Here is an 18,806-nt window from a genome sequence, read left to right as displayed (position 1 = left end):
ATATAGTGCAGCCGCGAGGATCGCCCAAATGACCGCAGTTCTTTGCTTTGTTGCCTATGGAATTCCCCATATCCTATATAAACATCTATACCCAGTATCCCCCCTGGGGGGGGGATATGTGTCAAACTAAATATCAAGCGCTGCATGATATCCCTGATAAATTGCAGTAGTGATCGTTGACGCTTTTACACAGTCCCCGATCTGAGCCACATAAGGAGCACAATCAATTAACTCCTCTACGATATCTCTTCTTGCCCGTTGTCCAAGTGCGCAAATTACAGAGGTTCCCGGAATCAGCTGCTCTTCCCCGCTTGGATTCAGGCAAACTACGCCCTCCGGCGTAACACATAACCCTTTATATCCCAGATGAACCTTAATATTCAGCTTGTCGATCTCCTTCAGCATAATCGGGCGATGTCTGATATTGGCATCCGGTGCCAGCTCAGTTCTCATCTCGACCAAATGTACTGTTTTGCCTTCCTGGGCAAGGTGAATCGCTGCTTCACTGCCCGCAAGGCCCCCTCCCAGTACAACCACACTATCGGTAACCTTATCTTTCTCCAGATAGTAGTCATTAACTACAACTACATTATCACCATCAAGTCCCGGGATTGGCGGAACAATGGCTGCGGAACCGACGGCTATAATTAACGCATCCACATTTTCATTATCAACATACGCTTGGGTCACAGGTGTATTTAGACGAATCTCGACGCCTGCGTCTTTGGCTAATTTCCCGAGAGTAACTCCCAGCTCATACATCTCATATTTGAAGGGCAGCGCCTGCTCTCCCCGCAGAATACCGCCCACATCATCCGACTTCTCACATAAAATGACCTGATGTCCGCGTTTGGCAGCAGTCATCGCCGCATACAGCCCGCCCGGGCCAGCACCCGCTACCAGAACCTTACGCGGATTAGCCGAAGGATAAATTTCTGTCCCGTCCATTTCACGGCCGATTAACGGGTTCACCGTACAGCGTCTTGTAGAGGTCTCCGCACGCTCCGCCATACAGGTGAAGCATCTCAGACATTTAATAATGTCCTCGTCACGGTTGCTCATGACCTTCCGGGGCAGCTCTGGATCAGCCAGCAGTGCGCGGGCCATCTCAACCACATCCGCCTGACCGCTGGCAATGATCTCTTCCATCTGAGCCGGGTCATTTAAACCGCCGACCGTAGCAACGGGGACACTTACATGCTTCTTGATCTCTGCTGCCAGATACACATTACTGCCATGCGGCAAGAACATCGACGGATGGGTGATTCCGAAGCCGGTCTGATACGTGCCCGCAGATACATGCAGCAGGTCGACTCTAGATTCGACAAGCTTGGCAATTTCAATACCTTCAGTAAGGTCATATCCGCCTTCAAACAACTCCGAACCGCTTATTCTGAACTCGATAGGGAAGCCAGGGCCTACAGCGTTGCGGACACTGTCAAGAACCTCCTGGGCAAACCGTACCCGGTTCTCCAAAGTTCCGCCATACTTGTCGGTTCTACGGTTGAAGTACGGAGAAAAGAACTGATTGATCAGCCAGCCATGTCCGCCATGGACCATAATCATCTCATAACCGGCTCTCTTAGCCAGTCCGGCACATCTGCCATAGGCTGCTACGATGTCATCAATTAGTGCTTGTGTAAGCTCCTTCACTTCCCTGCCGTCTGGGCGTACTCCGGGGCTGGGCCCCCACTGGGCCAATTCCTGCTTCTTATTCTTGTCCGTCAGATATGTACCGGCGTACTGTCCGGAATGGGATAGCTCCACACTCGCAATAGCTCCGTGACGGCGGATGGCATCTGCAGTATAAGTAAAGCTGGCAAGAGAATCTACAGTTCCCAGGTCCAGATGGTACATATGGGAGGCTTCGGTTTCGGGATGTACAACAACTTCACTGACTGTAACTGAGGCAGCGCCGCCTTTAGCTCTTAATTCATAGAACGCTGTGGATTTGGGTCCAATCGTACAGTCTGCTGTAATATCGGTTCCGCCCATAGGAGAGCCAAACATTCTATTTCTGAAGGTTACATTACCAATTGTGATGGGTTTAGACAGGTTCGGATATTTTCTAATCATGATTTCATTCTCCTTCTCTCTATACATTGCTTCTGTTCTTTATATACTAGCTTCCTGAGGCTTAGCAGCAGTTCTCGCCTGATATTTGACAGCCCACTTATAGACAAAGGTCAGGATAATTCCGGTGATGCCAAAGATGGCCGCAATCACAAAGGCTCTCTGATAGCTGCCGTCTGCACTGTACACATTCTTCATAATGGACGGGCCAAAATAGCCCGCTAATGCAAAGCCGATAAACATAATTCCATAATTCACACTATTATTCTTGGCACCGAACTGATCTGCAGTAAATCCGGGGAATACGCCCATCAGGGAGCCAAAGCTTAAGCCGATCACAGAAATACCGATATAGAAGGTCGCCACACTATTAGCTCCTGAAATATACAGCAGGGTGAGCCCCACTACAGATAAGAGTGAAGCAAAGGTAAGCGTGTTGATCCGGCCGATTTTGTCAGAAATATAGCCCGCCAGGATGCGTCCGCCCGTGTTGAACAGAGCCAGTACAGAAACCACAGTCGTTGCCGCCGCCGCAGACAGGCCAACCATTTTTTGAGCGATAGGTGAAGCTTGTGAGGTACACATTAGTCCGGCAAAAGCACCGCTGATTAATAACAGGATCATTACGTAGAATAGCGGACTTGCCAGCATGCCTTTCCAGTCTTTGTCGCCTTTTAGAGAACGGCCAGTACCCGGCAACTTGGGTGTCCAGCCTGCCGGAACGAAATCAGACGGACATTTCTCAATGAAGAAAGAAGCGGAGCAGATGATAAGAAGAAATGCGCTGCCGATGATTAAGAATGCTGATTTCACTCCAGACGAGCTAATCAAGCCATTGGCAATTGGAGGGATGATGACCGAGCTTAATCCATAGGCAGCAGTGGTTACTCCGCCAACCAATCCCCGTTTGTCAGGGAAGAACTTGATGGAGTTACTGATAGTGCAGCCGTAGACCATGCCAGTTCCAAGGCCAAGTACGATGCCGTACGTAAGAACCAGGAAGCTAACCGAGGTTGCAAACCCGGACAATATCATCCCGCCCCCGAATAACAGGCCACCTACCAGAATTACCCGCTTAGGCCCGAATCTGTCATTAATCCATCCGCCTGAAATCATCGTAATTGGACCGACTGAATTGGTAATCGTAAAAGCGATAGCCAAATCCCCCGGCGTTAAGCTGAGTCCTGTCAGCCCGCTCAAATACGCTGCCATCGGGGCAGCAAACACACTCCAGGCGTAGATTGAGCCAATACACAGGTTAATAAAGCAGCTCGCAATCAGAATAATCCATCTCTTCTTTGTAAGTTCCACTGCAATCTTCTTCTCCTTCATCAATCGTATTGTGAATTTATTCACATCTAATCCGATTTCATATTAGCACAGGCTCTTATTTATATCAATACAAACATATATATATTTATATGTTTAATAAAACACGTTTATTCACATATGTAACAAATGTTATTGTCGACTGGCTAAATATGCTATACTAACGAAGTAGAAAACGACGAATATGTATAGGAAGCGAAGCTTATGAGAACTTTGAAATACGCTATTTTGGGGTTATTAAACAAAGAGCCAATGACTGGCTATGATATAGGTAAGGAATTCGGCAAGGATTTAGGTGAGTTCTGGAATGCCAAGCACAGTCAGATCTATCCGGAATTAAAGAAGCTGCTGGATGAGGGACTTATTGTATTCGAGATCCAAATTAGCGGAGAAATACTGGAGAAAAAACTGTATTCGATTACGGAGCAGGGCAAGAAAGCTTTTTTGCAATGGCTGAAAAAAGAAGAGCCGCTTGAGCCTACGCCTAAAGATGTGTTCCGGCTGAGAATGTACTTCTCCAATAATCTGGATATAGCCACCCGGATTCATCTATTGGAGCATCAGCTGCATCAGCATCAGGAGAGACTGAAGCATTTAAGCAGGAATAAAGAGCGGTATGACAGCATCCCCCCACTCGACAGCGATAATTTCGGTGATTATCTTGTGCTGGATGGCGCAATTCTGCGTGAGACGGTAACGATAGAGTGGCTGGAGAATTTCATAGCCCACTGCAAGCAATAAACAAACAAATAGAAAGCATAAAGATTCGAGATTTTGTCACCTCGGATCTTTATGCTTATTTTGGTTAAAATTCTCTTCTCAGCCACTCCAGAACAGTCTCCGCTGCTTCCAGATACCGCTGCCCTACGAGCAGACCGGTATGCGTGGTGTCCCACAGGCCTTTGTAGTCTGCATGGAAATGCTCTGCGTTCACTTTGCCCCGGCGGTCGTCCTCCGCACAGTTAACAGCATGGATAACCAGACAAGGGCACTTAATGGACCGGCTGTCCACCGGGATTCCGTCCGCACCGTAATGATAAGAAAAAGCGCTAAACGCCTTGGCAGACTCCATAGTCAGGTACTTTCTTTGAAAAGCTATATCCTCTGCCGATTCATCTATGCCCGTCAGCTCCTCACGAACCGGGGCAGGCACTACGAGGCCAGGTTGTGTCCGGACGATGTCCCGGTAAGGCACCTGGTCATGAACTTCCTTACAAATACTTGAATCGATCAGCACGAGCCCGGCCGGATCTGCCGTTTCCGCCAGCTTTTGGCTTAGAATCCCGCCCATGCTGAACCCGATCACAATAGGCGGAGCCCCGCATTCAGCGATAACCTCGCTTATATCCTCCAGATAGTCCCCGAAGGTTATCTCCGTCATATCCAGCACCCGGCTTCTGTAATGGCTTCTCAGATTCATGACATAACAGGTCCATCCTTCACGGATAAAATGGGGAATGTATTTGCTCCACATCCAGCTTCCGGTAAAGGCACCATGCACGAACAGTAAAGGAGGCCTGCGGTCAGCATCCTCCGGGAGGTTCCTTCCTGCAAATATCTGCAGATACAGATCGTTCTCTCCGATGTATTTCTCTGTGTGCGGCGGCAATTCTGTCGTGTAATCTCTCACAAGTATTTCCTCCTTTGAACTTTAGTTTGATATCAAACTATATAATATATTTTTTTAGAAGTTGTTATTGATTTTAATTAGAATGCCCAGCAGCGCTTCCTTCTCCTGTTCGGTGACATTGAGGTAAAACTGCTCCAGCATGTCTGCAGATATCGCCTCAAAAACCGTTTCCAGCTCCCTCCCCTTCCCCGTCAGAGCAACGTATACAAACCTGGTGTCCTCCTTCTCCCTTTCCTTCGTCACCATGCCAAGCCGGACCAGCTTATCAACCAGTGCCGTGACGGTCGATTTGTCTTTATTAATTTTGGCGGAGATCTCTGCCATTGTAAGTCTGGGCTTCTGCAGCAGCGCATAAATAATGTCCCCGTGCGAAGTGCCGATACCTTCCAGCCCCTGCTTCACCATCTCTGCAACAATGAACCGGTTAACCTTCTCCCTGATCTTGGAGATCAGCGAAATCACATCTCTAGTTTCCATACAGGGATTATAGTTTGATATCAAACCATTGTCAATGGCGGGCATTTTATATAGTGAGGCAACGCAGGTTTACTCATCGTCCGGAATATTTTCCAGCAACACCACATCTTCACCCTGCTGCTGTCTGATTGCAATGTTGGCTCTGCCCCATGAACACATTACGTCAATAATTCCATTGGCTGTAGTTCCATATTCCGTTATATAATATTCAACTTTGGGCGGCATTTGATTATAGACCTGTCTGCCGATCATTCCGTCCCTTTCAAGTTCGCGGAGCTGCTGGATCAGAACCTTTTGCGAGATGCCCGGGATACTGCGCTGTAATTCACTTGTCCGTTTCTTACCCGACATTAGATTACATATGATTAACGCTTTCCACTTTCCTCCGAGAATTTCAAGCGTTGCTTCTATGCCTAAATGATATTCTTTCATACCTTCCACCTCATCACACCCTAATTAATTTAGCCTATCTTATCTTATGATTTCTATCATGCCATATAACGATCCGGAGTCCAATGCACACTTTGAGGTAACCATGTTACTTTATTGTGTGTATTTACATTTTTACAGGCATCCAAAATAATATAAACAGCTGCACAAAACCAATATCCGCCGGAAAGGTGATTAAATATGAAAACCCTTGTGATCCTAGCACACCCTCATATTGAGAATTCAAGAGTAAATAAAAGATGGAAACAGGAGCTGCTGCAGCATCCAGAGGAAGTTACGATCCATGAGCTTTACAAGGAATATCCGGACTGGAGCATTGATGTTCCGAAAGAGCAAAGTTTACTCGAAGCACACAGCCATATTATTTTTCAATTTCCTTTATATTGGTATAGTTACCCGCCTTTACTGAAAAAGTGGCTGGATGACGTCTTCACCCACGGCTGGGCGTATGGTTCAAACGGGAATAAGCTGAGAGGAAAGAAGCTGGGGATAGCTATGTCCATTGGGGATAAGCAGGAAAATTACCTGCCTGCCGGTTCCGTTTCTTTTACTGTAGATGAGGTTATTGCACCCTTTAAAGCCAGCGCAGGACATGTGGGTGCGATCGCATTACCCTATTTCGCCGTCTTCGGAGCCTCCTTTCAGGCGGGTGATGAAGCAATCAATCAGAGCGCAGCAGACTATCTTCAATATATTATTGAGAATCGATAAGGGCTCACAAACCTCCCTCTCACTTACTTTTGAGAATCCTGTACAAAATACAACATTTTCCCACTCATCTCGGTCAAAATTCAAAAATGTTGTACAAAAGGCAGGATTTCTCTTCCTCCAAGCGGCTTAACCGGATAATTCTTGCATTTTATACAACAATCCCTATGAAATACCTTGATATCTAGGGCTCAGAGTTGCAATATGTACAACATTACTGCCGGTAGGGTGTGAAAAAACCTTCCCTCACCCAAAGGGTAAAGGAAGGTTTAAACGCGTCGCCTCAGAAGACGGAAGCTATACTTTCAATTCGCCAAGGCAGCTATTCCCGTTTCTTCCCCACTGCGCCAAGATAGATAACAAACTCCTCATCGCCGTCTAACTCTAAAACCTCATCAATCAGCTTCTGATCATAGATGCCAATGGCGCAGGCACCTGCACCAATGGATTCGCTGGCTAAATACAGGTTCTGGCAGACATGTCCTACATCGATGAGGATTTTTTTGTGGGCGGAAATATCATATTTCCATTCGGAGCGGTAGGGTGTGGTACTCCAGGCAAACAGCACAGAAGCTTTGCGGGCAAAGTTAGGGACAAAGGGCTGATCCAAAGTGATCGCATCAATCTTCTGTTCCAGCTGATCTAATTCAAACATAAATAGGAGCTTATGCTCCACCGGGAGGTATCTGTAGATCCCTTGCGGAATGCCCTCTACCCGCATAATCATTAAATAGGTTTCAAAGGTGTGTGTCGCCCCACTGCAGGGCACGGTCCGCAGCGTAAGCCCGTTCTTGCTCATGCCGGTGATCCCTTGGGTCGCCCATAATAAATAGGATAACTCCTCCAGACTCAAAGTGTCGGCAGAATAGAAGCGTGTACTTCTTCTTTGCCCGATACAATCAAAAAAATCCTCTTTACTCACTACGTCTCTGCTAACCTTCGGCAGATCAATAATTAGTGATTCCGGATCAAACGGCTTAACAATTGGCGGCTGGGCAATTCCTTTGATCTTGTCTGTTTTAATATGTTTGAATTCATGAAAATTGGATTTCAGAAAATTTCTTTGTTGTTCATATCTGGTCATAACAGTTCCTCCCGGATTAACTTGATAGCTTTAATTTACCACTCCGGCAAAAATAGATTGTGATTTCATTCACTTTACACCTTGCAAAAATTCAAATACCAAAAAACCTCCCCCACCCGAAGGGTAAGGGAAGGCTTAAACATGTCGTCTGAAGCGCGGGCGCTATAATTCCACCTTCACCAAGCATGATGAGTCAGGAGAACTGTTTACGCTTGGCTTATTACTTTACTGCCTGGCGCTGTGCTCTGCCGATATTGCACTCTGCCGATTATATTCCAGCCTCCGCTTCCAACGTCAGCCGGTATCCGTTCTTTCCATCCCTGGCAGCAAGTCCCCAGGCTTCGGCGGCTCTCCAGGCTGGATCACTCCCCAGCCGGACCTCAAAGGCCTGACAGGCTTCGGCCCGCTTGCGCAATTCTTCACCGGCTCCGGGCAGAGGCGTCCCGGCAACCTTCTGCCGCAAGGCTCTCCACAGCTCTACATCCGCCAGGGCTCTTTGCAGCCAGGGCCCTGCCTCTTCCTTAAACTTGGAATTCTCCATTTCAAGTAACCGGTAGGAGACGCTCTCCAGGCGGTCGAAATACAAATCAAGCCTCGGGATATCTTTGCTCTGCAAGGCCTCTTTCAGTTCCTCATACCCGCCGCTATAGAGCTGGCTATTTAGATTCTGGCTGCAGAAGAACATCATATCCTCTGCCAGCTCTCCGGCGAATTCCCGGACCGACAGCTCCCAGGAAAGCTCCGGCATATAACGCTCACTGTTCCACATATAGTGGGCCATTGTGTTCAGTGTAATCTTGGAGCATTCCCATTGAACCATCGGATTCGCTACCACTGCCTGATGCCCGGTCTGACCAAGCTGCGAATAACGTCCGCGAACCGGGTCCAGAAACAACCGGTCGTAGTCGGCATCATTGACGGGAATGTTATCCCACAGCCACAGCTCATGTCCGTAATAGCTGTAATTATTCCGTGCATCCCTGCTTCCGACTTGCCGGGCAAAGACGGAAGAGCCGGTCCAGAATATGTTGATGTCCGTATGCAGCTTCTCGCGGATATCCCGCTTATATTCGGTATCCCAGTTAGACCAGTATTCTGAGGGGCACATCACCAGAGTAACCTTCTGCAATTGACGGCTTAAATAGTCATAGACACGGTTTGCCACATAGGCGTGCGCCAGTCCGGAGCGCTCCAGGTAATGGAGGTTCTCCCCTGACAATGCGTAGTCGATGTCGTCCATGAGCAGGGCGAAATGCCGGACACCGATGGCGATCATCGCTCTCAGCTTTGCTTCCAGACTGGCAAAATCATCTTCACTGCGAAACTGCAGATCATTTCCCGGACTAATGCAATAATAGAAGTCCACCAGCTGGGCATCACATTCCTGCTTGAGCTCACGAATCTGGGCAAACATAGCCTCAGGATAAGGCTCACGCCACAGCTCACGGTGATAGGGATCATCCTTGGGAGCATGCATGAAGGCGTTCATGCGGTGAGCCGCCATATAGCGCACAGCATCTATCCGGTCATCAAAGCTCCACGGCGTGCCATAGAAACCTTCAATAATGCCGCGGACTGGAAAAGAAGGCTCATCGTGAATTGTAGCGACAGGCAACCGGCACTTGCCTTCATCTATGCTCAGCAGCCGGTGCAGAGCATCCATCCCATACCTTAGTCCTCTCTTATTGGAGGCTGCAATTGTAATTTTTCCGTCCTTACGGATGTCCAGCCGGTAGCCATCCGCCTTAAGCGATCCCTCAAATTCAAGCTCCAGCGTGGCATTGCCCGGTGCGGGTGTCTCTCCTTCTTGCGGCGGTTCAATAATTACAATCAGGCCATCCGCAGCAAGCGGCCACTCCCACTTCTGGATCATGGAGAACTTTGAAGTCAACCCGATTCTCAGCCGCTGCCCTTCCAGCACCAGCTCCTCACCCTGATCGTAGTAGTCCCGGAAGTAATACTGCCGTTCCCGTAGCGGCATAGTCATATTCACGCCTCCTTCAGCCTGCCTATCAAAGTAAACTTCATTTCCCGGCTCTTAGGCTTAATCCGTAACCTTCACATTTCCAAACACGGCCTTGCCCCGCGAATCATTCCCCGGATTGCTGAGGGCTATGCCGATATACACCTTGCGTTTCATGGGGATCTGAACCGTTCCGACTGTCTGCCAGTTGCTCCCGTTTGCCGAAATCGACCCTTTGAACGTATTTCCGGTTCTGGTCAGCTTCAGCCATTTCGGAGCCGAGCCGGCCGCAGTATGGTCGGTCATATCGCCTGCGGTTTCAGCACGATACTGGAAGGTCGCCCCATTCCCGGGGGTAAGCATCATATCCGCGTGCCTGGAATTATGGCCCATGGATTCCCGGATCATAATGCCGGCCTTGGCCCAGCTGTCCAGCCAGCTGGTGGACTGCACCTTAACAACAATCTCCGCATTGCCGCTCACGGGCTGGTATATATAATTCAGCTGATCTGCATTCCCCCAAATATCCGTCGAGCTGCTGCTGAGTGTAAATTGCTTATTGGAAGCATTGTAGGTGGCGTTCCCCGGCATGGAACCGATATTCCGCGCCTTCCACACAGCGGGCAGCTGGGCCGGATAATCTTGCTCTACCGGAGCCGTCCAGCCTGGCGTCGGCCAGGTCTCACGTTCATGGATGTTCGCCAGCTCATCTTCCGGCCAGGCCCCGTAGGCAAAGAACGACAGGCGCTTCACGTCCGGATAATTCTCGCGGATGCCTTTGTAAACCTCCTGATATTGATCATCGGTCCAGTCATTATCCAAGGTGGCTACGATGTCCGCAGCACTGCCGCTGATCCGGTCGCTCGTATCCTTCAGGATGCCGTAGGAAGTGCTGTATACCCAATCACTGTTGAACTCCCAGTCATCGAAGTACGCCATCGGCGCGACAAAGTCGATCTCGTCCTTGAACTTGGCTACATTCTGTCCAACCTCTGTAAATTCCGGCGGCAAAATATACACACCAAGCTGCACATCCGGATTCGAGGATGTGGAAATATCCTCACGGATATCGCCTACATACTGCCCAATTTGTTCGGTTCTCCATTCGTTCCACTGCTGACGCTGCGGCGAATCCGTATCAAAGTCAATGCTGAGCGGCGAATACCCGAACTCCGCCTGATACTTCGCAACCGTATAATCACTGACGTCCATGTTGTAATTGTCGAAGCGGATCCAGTCCAGCACAACGCCGTCCACATCATAATTCTCAATCACTTCCTGAATGATGGAACGCTCATACTGCTGCACTTCATGATGAATTGGATTGATGAAATATTCGTTGCCGTTAGAGCCTGTAAACGGAGTCTGAACCCCGTCCACCAGCGCCTGCATCTGCCATTCATCGTGAGCCAGGAAGGCCTGCTGGTCATGGAACTGGGGAATCCAGGCATGAACCTTGATTCCTGCGGCATGAGCTGCCGTAATGACAGCCTGCAGAGCATCGAAATTCTGGTAGCCTTGGGCAATGGGCGCGATATCACTCTGATAAAATACACTGCCGGACGGAACCTCATCATCTTCATCCTGCTTCACGTTCATGCTGATGACATCGACCCCGTAGCTGGTGGACAGACTGATGAAATTCTGGACATCCGCCATGTTCTTGAACTGGTTCACGGTCCGTACAATCACTTCCGTCTCAAAAGGGGGATTGTTCCCCTCCTCGGCCTGGGCCGGCACGGGAAGGGAACCACCTGCTACCGAAGAAACCAACACGATACCCAGCACCGCCATGAACCCCGATCTCAGTGCAAATGTCATAATCTCGCCTCCACATCATAGTCTTATTGAACTTCTAACAAGAGTTATTTCGTAGCGTTGATTTTCTTAACATTCTCCTGCCACTTTTCAGTTCTGAACTCAAGCAGCTTATCCAGCCCTGCCTTTGCGGTGTTCTTCTTAGCCGTCTCCAGTGCCGCCAGCACCTCTTCATCCGACTTCGCCTGAACCATCTGGGCGTAAGCAAGGGTATAGATATCCGCGACATTCTGTGCGATGATGCCGGTCTCCGTATCGGGAAGCGGATCGGTATTTACAAATTCCGTAATGTCCAGCGCGGTTTTCCAGGTCACCGTGGACTGCGCTACGGTCTCCCATGATTTCTGGTTCGCCGAGAGCAGCGCCTCGAGGCTCATTTTCGCCGTATCAATGAAGGTCGTATTTCCCGCCCAGTTAAAGTCCTCGAATTTTCTCATCGTATCCGTACGCTCGTTAGCAGGAGTGGTCTTGTATTTCTCGTTCGGGATGGGCGCTCCATCCGCGTCCTCTTCATCCCAGTATAAGCCCTTAGGGCCGAAGAATAGCACCTTTTGTCCCTCCGGACCCGTAATCCAGTCAAAGTAAGCGAAGATAGCCTCCGGGTCCTTGGCCTTTTTCGTAATAACACTGACGTTCCAGCCCAGCGTCTCAAAGCCGCTTACAAATACTTTGGTCTTATCTATACCGGCTTTATGGATCGGCCAAATAATCTCATAACCGCTGTCCGGATGGCTTGCTGTCAATGCCCGGTGCCCCTCGGCTCCATACGTAGTGATATTGGATTCAACCATGACCGCTACCCGGCCGGTATTGACCTTTTCCTTGACCGCATCCTGGGTTTGCTGCAGCGCATCCTGTGTAATCAGCCGTTCACGGTACAGCTTATTGATATACAGCACCATCTCCTCGTAAGCGGGATCGTCCAGGATAGATGTCAGCTTGTCGCCCTCCGGATGCCCCATGAGTGTAACGAACTTGCTGGTGGAGTTCTCCCTGAAACCGCCATACATAATTTCCAGACCTGCCCCCTTCTCCCCAACCTCCAGAGGGACTACATCCGGGTACTTGTCTTGCACCATGAGCAAATACTGATATAAGTCATCAAAGGTCTCCAGCGCCGGTCTGCCGAGTGCGTTATAAATATCCTTATTCACCATCCACCCGCCGTTGCCGAATTGCCCGGAGGTATACCAGTTCGGGATTTGATAGATTTGCCCGTCATCTGAACGGAGCAGATTCAGGGTGGATTCTTTGACATATTTCTTGAAGTTCGGATATTTCTCATAGTAATCATCCAGTGCAACAAGCTGCCCTGCCTGCACCAGCCGTTCTACTGAGGACCCCCGGTCCGTAAAAATAACATCCGGCAAATCACCGCCGACGATCATCGTGTTGAGCTTTTCTCCGGCTGCTCCTCCGGATTGTATCGGTTCAACCGTAACCTTGCGGTTCTCCTGAATCCACCTCGTCGCCTCGTTCTCCCCCCAGGGTGAGGTCGTAAGCCAGTCGTAGTTGCCATAGAAGCTGAAGGTAACGGGCTTGATCCCGCTGCCGTCCTCTGTGCCGGCCCCTGTATTCAGATTGTTCTGCGAAGCGTCAGAATTCCCACCTCCGCTGCAGGCCGTGAGCAGAAGCACCAGCGAAGTCAGCAACAAAGCTATCCATTTCAGGCGTTTACGCATTCTTTTCCCTTCTTTCTACGTAATATGGACACTGCTATTCTTTCAATGAACCGATCATTACGCCCTTCACAAAGTACTTTTGGAGAAAAGGGTACGTCAGGATAATCGGAAGGGTAGCGACCATCATCGTAGCCATAGTCAGTGACTTCGTGGTAATCGTCCGGTTCCGGTTCATATGATCCAGCGCGATCGCATTCGAGGAGCCAATCTGGGTCATAATGTTGGAGTTCATCACCTGCCGCAGCAGCGTCTGTATAGGAAGCAAGTGATCCTTGGTGATATAGATCGCTCCCGTAAACCAATCGTTCCAGTAACTTACTGCGGTGAATAAAGATATCGTGGCCAGAACCGGGCCGGAGACGGGAATCACGATCCGGAAGAAAATGCCGTAGTTGCTGCTGCCGTCGATTTTGGCTGATTCCTCCAGTCCCTCCGGCAATGCGCTGAAGAAGGTGCGGATGACAATCATGTTCCAGACACTGATGATGCCGGGGATAACCAGAACCCAAAAGGTGTCCAGCATGCCCAAAGAGCGAATTAGTAAGTAACTGGGGATGAGCCCTCCGCTGAAGAACATCGTAATCATGAAAAACACCATATATTGTTTGCGGAAAAGCAAAGTCTTCTTGGACATTCCGTAGGCTAACAGGGCGGTGAAGAAAACGGATAATGCTGTGCCGATGAGCGTTCTAAGAATGGTGATCAGAAAAGAATTCAGCAGGCGGTCATCCTGAAACACAATATAATAATTCTCCAGGGTAAATGCTCTTGGCAACAGGGTTACACCGCCGAGCGCCGTATCACTGCCCAGATTAAAAGAAATGACTAACGCGTTCCAAAACGGGTACAGCATGAGTAGCGCCAGCAGTGTCAAAAGGATATAAATAGTCCGCTGCATCACTTTGTCGCCCAGGCTTAGTCTCATTGTTCACCCCTCCTACAAGGTTTATGGAGCATTACTCACAGTCGATACACCGCAGTAAAACTTGCACCCGGAAGCATTCGCTATGAGTAGTAGTACCTACCAGAGACTAACATTTGCCCGGCGGGCGATTGTGTTGGCCGTCACCAGCAGAATGATACTGATTACCGCTTTGAACAGCCCTACAGCTGTCGCATAAGAGAATCTGGCATTTAATATCCCAACACGGTATACATAGGTGTCGATAACATCGGAGTAGGGGCGCAGGATCGGATTGGTTGCCAGCAGCAGAATGTCCTCGAAGCCCGCACTGAGCAGACTGCCTATGGCAAGAATCATAAAGATGACAATAATAGGGGTAATGCTGGGGAGTGTAATCAGGTGAATTTGCTTAAACCTGCTTGCTCCGTCTATAGAAGCGGCCTCATATAGGGTCGGATCAATACCTGCTATCGCAGCCAGATAGACAATGCTCCCAAACCCGACTTCCTTCCATACATTTACACTTACCAGAATGGACCAGAAGTACTTGGGTACCGCCAGGAAGTTAATGGGCTCCCCGGCCAGATTGAACCGCTCCAGCACATAGTTCACCGTTCCGTTATCTACGGATAGCAGCGAAAATACGAAACCGGATACAATAACCCAGGACAGGAAATAAGGCAGATAGCTGACGGTCTGGATCACGCGTTTAAAGCCCATATGACCGACTTCATTCAGCATCAGCGCAAGCAGAATCGGGGCTGGAAAAGAGATAATCAATTTAAGCAGGCTAATCACAATCGTATTTCGCATCACATTCCAGAACTCCGGGGCTTCGAAGAACATTCTGAATTGCATAAGTCCAACCCAGGGGCTCTTCATCATGCCGCTAAAAATATCGTATTGCTGGAACGCCATCACTACGCCATACATAGGAATATAGCTAAAAATGAATACAAAGATAATGCCCGGCCAAACCATGGACTGCAAATCCAACTGACTGGTAAATCTCTTCCACCTGCTCGCTTTTCCGGCCGTGTTCATCCGCTTTACCTCCTCTGGACGATTCTAGTGAAATAACGGTAAATACGGTTTGTTCTTCTCCAGCATTTCATCCAGCAGCTGTTCAGCTACGGTGACTGATGGCATGAGCGGATGATGGACCATAGCCTGCAGAGCCACATCCCGGTCTCCGTGAACAGCCGCCTCGATGGTGAGACTCTCATACTGCTTGACCGCAGCCAGCAGGCCTCTGACGGACTGAGGAATTCTGCGCAGAGGAATCGGCAGCGGACCCTGCTTGGTGACCACACAGTTCACCTCAATGGAGGCATCGTCCGGCAGGAAGTCAATAATTCCGTTATTCCTTACATTCAGCGTCTGGATATCGCGGGAATCATTATGAATGGAGCGCATCAGCAGCACTGCCGCCTCCGAGTAATAGGCTCCGCCGCGCTGTTCCAGCTGCTTCGGCTTCTCCTTCAGCTCTATGTTCCGGTACAGCTCAAACAACTCTTCCTCCACCTTCTTCACAACTTCAGCGCGTGATCCGGTCGTTGCCGCTGCTTCCTTCTGTTCCGCCAGCATCTCGTCTGTCATATAGTAATAGCTCAAGTAATACGAGGGAATAGCCTGCAAACTATTCAGAAACCGGTGGTCCCAGGCATCAAACGGCACATTGCCTGCCTTATAGCTCTCGGGGTAATCAATAAGCTCCTGCAGCTTGCTCTTCCCGTCAATTACGACATCGGATACCCAGTGCAGATGGTTGATGCCGACAAACTCGGCATAGATCTTCTCCATGGGAAGTCCGAAGAACCCGGAGAGCCACTTTTGGAAACCGATCGGCGAGTTGCACAGGCCTACGCTTTTGACCGATGAATACTTGTGGACAGCTTCAGTCACCATTCCGGCCGGATTCGTGAAATTCAGCAGCCAGGCATCCGGGGCCAGCTCCTCGATGTCCCTGCAAATATCCAGAATAACCGGGATGGTCCGCAGGCCTTTCATCATTCCTCCGGGACCGGTCGTCTCCTGGCCGATGACACTGTATTGAAGCGGAATCCTTTCGTCCCATTTGCGCGCTTCCAGCATACCCACCCGGATCTGCGTGCAGACAAAGTCCGCTCCGGCAATAGCTTCCCTGCGCTCAAGCGTCTCTACTACAGTAATCGGCAGTCCGGACTCAGCAATCATGCGCTTGCTCAGCTCCGCAATCGTATGCAGCTTCTCCCTGCCCTCCTCAATATCCACCAGCCATATTTCGCGGATGGGAAGCTCCTGGTGATGCAGGATGATCCCTTCAATTAATTCAGGTGTATACGATGACCCCGCTCCGATGACAACCAGCTTCAATGTTTCCTCCATGACAATTGTCCCTCCTTACCCTCTGATAGATGATCAAGAACCTCCTGATTCACATGCACACCGCTGCTTTCCATTGCCAGAATGACCGATCCTACAACCGGTTCACGGGTTAGAATCCTTAAAGTGCCATTCGGAGCCGCCAGCTTCACTCTTCGCTCAATGGCCCGCCGGATGATGCCTGAGCGGTCTCCCTTGGTCAGCAGGCTGCCTGCAAGCACGATATCGAAGATGTCCTCCTCCATGGCCAACCGGCGGATGGCCGACGCCGCAGCCAAACCCAGCTCATCCCCTTGCTTGACCAGAAGCCCGGTGGCAACGGGGTCCCCCTCCTCTGCCGCTTGAAACAACAGCTCGGCAATTTGGGGAGGCAAGTCTCTGAAATGATCGAGGTAATCCTCTCTTAACTCTGAAACGGTGGTATAGCCCAGCAATTGAGTTAAGCGTTTGCTAAGCACTGTCTCCATTTCTCTTCCGTCATCCGCCCTGAGGACGCTGCGGAATACCTCCATACTCAGATCATAGCCGCCGCCGAAATCCCCGAACCGGTAACCGAAGCCGCCGCATTGGTATGCAGCACCCGCCGGATTTTTACCACTGCAGTTCACGCCCGATCCGCAAATCAGCACGATCCCATAGTTCTTCTCTGTACCTGACCGCAGCGCATTCCAGGTATCGCAGGAAATCTCCGTCCGGGGAAGGCCAAGGCTGCCGATGATCGGCCGCAAAATTCTAAAATCAGCCTCTCTGTCCGCTCCCGCCAGTCCGAACCAGGAGTAATCCAGCTGATCCCGGGTCAGCCCTGAAGCCGTAATGGCTTCCGATACGGCCTGGTGCAAGCTGTCCGCCGCCTGCTCACGGCCCAGCTGATGATTCCCGTTCCCGCTTTTGCCTGCACCCATGACCTTCCCCTGTTCGTCTGCAATCATTGCGCAGGTCTTACTGCCTCCTGCATCCACTCCCAAAAAATACTTCACAGATGATTCACTCCTATAATTCAAGTTAATCTGACAGATGCGGTGGATTCACGAATGAGCAGCTGAGGAGCGAGCTTCGTTACAGCGGGCTGCGTCACCTCCCCGTTGATCAGTTTCAGCAGTAATTCAACGCCTATATTGCCCATTTGCGCCTCGGGCTGCCTGACTGTCGTGAGCCGCGGGTAGAATTCACCTACGAACTGCTGATCATCAAAGCCGACCACGGAGATATCCTGCGGTACCAGAATTCCTTCCTCACGCAGGGCTTGAACAACCCCGAGCGCAATAAAGTCGTCTCCCGAAAAGATGGCTGTCGGCAGCTTATCCTCGCGAATCCATCTCTTCGCTACCTCATAACCGCTGCTTACCGTAAATCCGCAATATTCTGTGCAGAAGGGCGTTAGCCCCGCTTCATCCAGCGCCTGGACATACCCCCGTTTGCGCTCCGTTACACTCAGAAACACCGAAGGGCCGCCGATATAGGCGATCCGGGTGTGACCAAGACTAATCAAATGATTAGTCGCTTCGTAACCACCTTGATAGTTATCAACCAGCACACTCGGAACATCCTCATGCTGGAACTGGTTATCCAGCAGGACAACCGGAATGTTTTTTCGTTTCAGCTCCTCCACATATTCTTTCTCTTCAAGCGGAGATAACAGGATAATCCCGTCCACGCGGTCCTTCTGAAACAGGAAGTTCACACCGTCATCCTCATTCTCAGCTATAGACAAGGCCAGGAAGTACCCTTGCTCTGCCAGCTTCCGGTTCACCACGCGAATCACGCGGTCATAGAAAGAGTCGTTAAAGTTGGTAATCGACATCCCAATGACTCCAGTCTTGCCGCGAACCAGACTACGCGCTGCTGAATTGGGCTGATAATTCAACTCCTCAATCGCACTCAGCACTTTCTGGCGGTTGCCCTCACGTACAGAGGGTGAATTGTTTAGAACTCTGGATACGGTCACTACAGAGAGCCCCGACTTCTTGGCTACATCATGAATGTTCATTTAAGTATCTATGCCTCCAAGTCCTAAAGTTTAATCGATTTAACTTTCAGAGAAATTTAAAAGAGTAACTCCTCTCGCAAAAACTGCATTATAACTGAAAATCGAACATTAGATGTGAGTTTTCTCTTTATCCAAAACTTCAAAACCGTTCCTAAAGTTTAAAGGTTTATACTTTAATACGAATATACAACCATTCCCAATATTCGTCAATCTATAAAATGCAGATCAGTTACAATGACAATCACCGCACTCACTTCCGTCATCCTTAAGCATCTATACTATACTAAAAATAAGTTTAACCAAGCGAGGTGAAGCCGATGAAATGGGGAGAGATTAC

At 49.7% G+C, this 18,806-nt stretch carries 16 protein-coding genes; 2 read left to right on the top strand and 14 right to left on the bottom strand.

The genetic code is table 11. The features are described 5' to 3' along the window. Positions 1 to 126: 126 nt before the first annotated feature. Both NYE33_RS10615 and NYE33_RS10610 read right to left on the bottom strand, forming a co-directional pair. Positions 127 to 2,076: an NAD(P)/FAD-dependent oxidoreductase gene (locus NYE33_RS10615; protein ID WP_340985505.1), complete on the bottom strand. Its 1,950-nt coding sequence runs from the start codon at positions 2,074 to 2,076 to the stop codon at positions 127 to 129. A 39-nt stretch (positions 2,077 to 2,115) separates the two neighbouring features. After that, the gene (locus NYE33_RS10610; RefSeq protein WP_341065703.1) at positions 2,116 to 3,384 is read right to left on the bottom strand and encodes an L-lactate MFS transporter; all 1,269 of its coding nucleotides are present in this window, start codon (positions 3,382 to 3,384) and stop codon (positions 2,116 to 2,118) included. A gap of 222 nt (positions 3,385 to 3,606) precedes the next feature. On the opposite strand from NYE33_RS10610, the gene NYE33_RS10605 reads away from it, so the two are divergent. Beyond that, positions 3,607 to 4,143: a PadR family transcriptional regulator gene (locus NYE33_RS10605; protein ID WP_039297747.1), complete on the top strand. Its 537-nt coding sequence runs from the start codon at positions 3,607 to 3,609 to the stop codon at positions 4,141 to 4,143. A 64-nt stretch (positions 4,144 to 4,207) separates the two neighbouring features. On the opposite strand, the gene NYE33_RS10600 is transcribed toward NYE33_RS10605, so the two are convergent. From NYE33_RS10600 to NYE33_RS10590, 3 genes are all read right to left on the bottom strand, one after another. Then, on the bottom strand, positions 4,208 to 5,032 hold the full coding sequence (locus NYE33_RS10600) for an alpha/beta hydrolase (protein ID WP_042139723.1): 825 nt from the start codon (positions 5,030 to 5,032) through the stop codon (positions 4,208 to 4,210). A 54-nt stretch (positions 5,033 to 5,086) separates the two neighbouring features. Then, entirely contained in the window at positions 5,087 to 5,509 is a 423-nt protein-coding gene (locus NYE33_RS10595; RefSeq protein WP_042141598.1) for a MarR family winged helix-turn-helix transcriptional regulator, read from the bottom strand. 69 nt (positions 5,510 to 5,578) lie between these two features. Continuing rightward, on the bottom strand, positions 5,579 to 5,941 hold the full coding sequence (locus tag NYE33_RS10590) for a winged helix-turn-helix transcriptional regulator (RefSeq protein ID WP_042139724.1): 363 nt from the start codon (positions 5,939 to 5,941) through the stop codon (positions 5,579 to 5,581). 198 nt (positions 5,942 to 6,139) lie between these two features. Between NYE33_RS10590 and NYE33_RS10585 the strand changes: the two genes are divergently transcribed. Next, positions 6,140 to 6,670, top strand: a complete 531-nt coding sequence (locus NYE33_RS10585) for an NAD(P)H-dependent oxidoreductase (RefSeq protein ID WP_340942651.1) — start codon at positions 6,140 to 6,142, stop codon at positions 6,668 to 6,670. Positions 6,671 to 6,989: 319 nt separating this feature from the next. On the opposite strand, the gene NYE33_RS10580 is transcribed toward NYE33_RS10585, so the two are convergent. The 9 genes from NYE33_RS10580 to NYE33_RS10540 all read right to left on the bottom strand — a co-directional run bounded on the left by NYE33_RS10580 (position 6,990) and on the right by NYE33_RS10540 (position 18,469). After that, positions 6,990 to 7,751, bottom strand: coding sequence for a SagB/ThcOx family dehydrogenase (locus NYE33_RS10580; RefSeq protein WP_042139726.1), 762 nt, complete (start codon positions 7,749 to 7,751; stop codon positions 6,990 to 6,992). 268 nt (positions 7,752 to 8,019) lie between these two features. Further along, a complete protein-coding gene (locus tag NYE33_RS10575; protein ID WP_042139727.1) occupies positions 8,020 to 9,738 on the bottom strand; it encodes a protein O-GlcNAcase in 1,719 nt (572 codons plus the stop codon). 57 nt (positions 9,739 to 9,795) lie between these two features. Then, positions 9,796 to 11,535, bottom strand: coding sequence for a family 10 glycosylhydrolase (locus NYE33_RS10570; RefSeq protein ID WP_076248445.1), 1,740 nt, complete (start codon positions 11,533 to 11,535; stop codon positions 9,796 to 9,798). Between the two features lie 44 nt (positions 11,536 to 11,579). Beyond that, the gene (locus NYE33_RS10565) at positions 11,580 to 13,214 is read right to left on the bottom strand and encodes an extracellular solute-binding protein (protein WP_042139729.1); all 1,635 of its coding nucleotides are present in this window, start codon (positions 13,212 to 13,214) and stop codon (positions 11,580 to 11,582) included. A 34-nt stretch (positions 13,215 to 13,248) separates the two neighbouring features. Further along, on the bottom strand, positions 13,249 to 14,139 hold the full coding sequence (locus tag NYE33_RS10560) for a carbohydrate ABC transporter permease (RefSeq protein ID WP_340942643.1): 891 nt from the start codon (positions 14,137 to 14,139) through the stop codon (positions 13,249 to 13,251). A 96-nt stretch (positions 14,140 to 14,235) separates the two neighbouring features. Then, complete coding sequence (locus NYE33_RS10555; protein ID WP_042139731.1) at positions 14,236 to 15,162, bottom strand: ABC transporter permease; 927 nt, start codon at positions 15,160 to 15,162, stop codon at positions 14,236 to 14,238. Positions 15,163 to 15,186: 24 nt separating this feature from the next. Next, a complete protein-coding gene (locus NYE33_RS10550; protein WP_076248447.1) occupies positions 15,187 to 16,485 on the bottom strand; it encodes a 6-phospho-beta-glucosidase in 1,299 nt (432 codons plus the stop codon). Beyond that, positions 16,470 to 17,459, bottom strand: a complete 990-nt coding sequence (locus NYE33_RS10545) for an N-acetylglucosamine kinase (protein WP_076248450.1) — start codon at positions 17,457 to 17,459, stop codon at positions 16,470 to 16,472. Before NYE33_RS10545 ends, NYE33_RS10550 begins: the two co-directional genes overlap by 16 nt. Before the next feature lie 20 nt (positions 17,460 to 17,479). Then, positions 17,480 to 18,469: a LacI family DNA-binding transcriptional regulator gene (locus NYE33_RS10540; protein WP_076248452.1), complete on the bottom strand. Its 990-nt coding sequence runs from the start codon at positions 18,467 to 18,469 to the stop codon at positions 17,480 to 17,482. Positions 18,470 to 18,806 lie beyond the last annotated feature (337 nt).

Origin of the sequence: Paenibacillus sp. FSL R10-2199 (assembly GCF_038000235.1) — a bacterium.
In the GTDB taxonomy this organism is placed as follows: Bacteria; Bacillota; Bacilli; order Paenibacillales; family Paenibacillaceae; genus Paenibacillus_AQ; species Paenibacillus_AQ phytohabitans.
Note: the sequence above shows the minus strand (reverse complement) of the source record. Positions and strands in the feature narration are given on the sequence as shown.

Excerpts from the sequence above, each read along its gene's own strand:
- NYE33_RS10575 (WP_042139727.1), bottom strand. The coding sequence starts at position 9,738 with ATGACTATGCCGCTACGGGAACGGCAGTATTACTTCCGGGACTACTAC.
- NYE33_RS10540 (WP_076248452.1), bottom strand. The coding sequence starts at position 18,469 with ATGAACATTCATGATGTAGCCAAGAAGTCGGGGCTCTCTGTAGTGACC.
- NYE33_RS10615 (WP_340985505.1), bottom strand. The coding sequence starts at position 2,076 with ATGATTAGAAAATATCCGAACCTGTCTAAACCCATCACAATTGGTAAT.
- NYE33_RS10605 (WP_039297747.1), top strand. The coding sequence starts at position 3,607 with ATGAGAACTTTGAAATACGCTATTTTGGGGTTATTAAACAAAGAGCCA.
- NYE33_RS10580 (WP_042139726.1), bottom strand. The coding sequence starts at position 7,751 with ATGACCAGATATGAACAACAAAGAAATTTTCTGAAATCCAATTTTCAT.
- NYE33_RS10590 (WP_042139724.1), bottom strand. The coding sequence starts at position 5,941 with ATGAAAGAATATCATTTAGGCATAGAAGCAACGCTTGAAATTCTCGGA.
- NYE33_RS10585 (WP_340942651.1), top strand. The coding sequence starts at position 6,140 with ATGAAAACCCTTGTGATCCTAGCACACCCTCATATTGAGAATTCAAGA.
- NYE33_RS10570 (WP_076248445.1), bottom strand. The coding sequence starts at position 11,535 with ATGACATTTGCACTGAGATCGGGGTTCATGGCGGTGCTGGGTATCGTG.
- NYE33_RS10560 (WP_340942643.1), bottom strand. The coding sequence starts at position 14,139 with ATGAGACTAAGCCTGGGCGACAAAGTGATGCAGCGGACTATTTATATC.
- NYE33_RS10550 (WP_076248447.1), bottom strand. The coding sequence starts at position 16,485 with ATGGAGGAAACATTGAAGCTGGTTGTCATCGGAGCGGGGTCATCGTAT.
- NYE33_RS10555 (WP_042139731.1), bottom strand. The coding sequence starts at position 15,162 with ATGAACACGGCCGGAAAAGCGAGCAGGTGGAAGAGATTTACCAGTCAG.
- NYE33_RS10565 (WP_042139729.1), bottom strand. The coding sequence starts at position 13,214 with ATGCGTAAACGCCTGAAATGGATAGCTTTGTTGCTGACTTCGCTGGTG.
- NYE33_RS10595 (WP_042141598.1), bottom strand. The coding sequence starts at position 5,509 with ATGGAAACTAGAGATGTGATTTCGCTGATCTCCAAGATCAGGGAGAAG.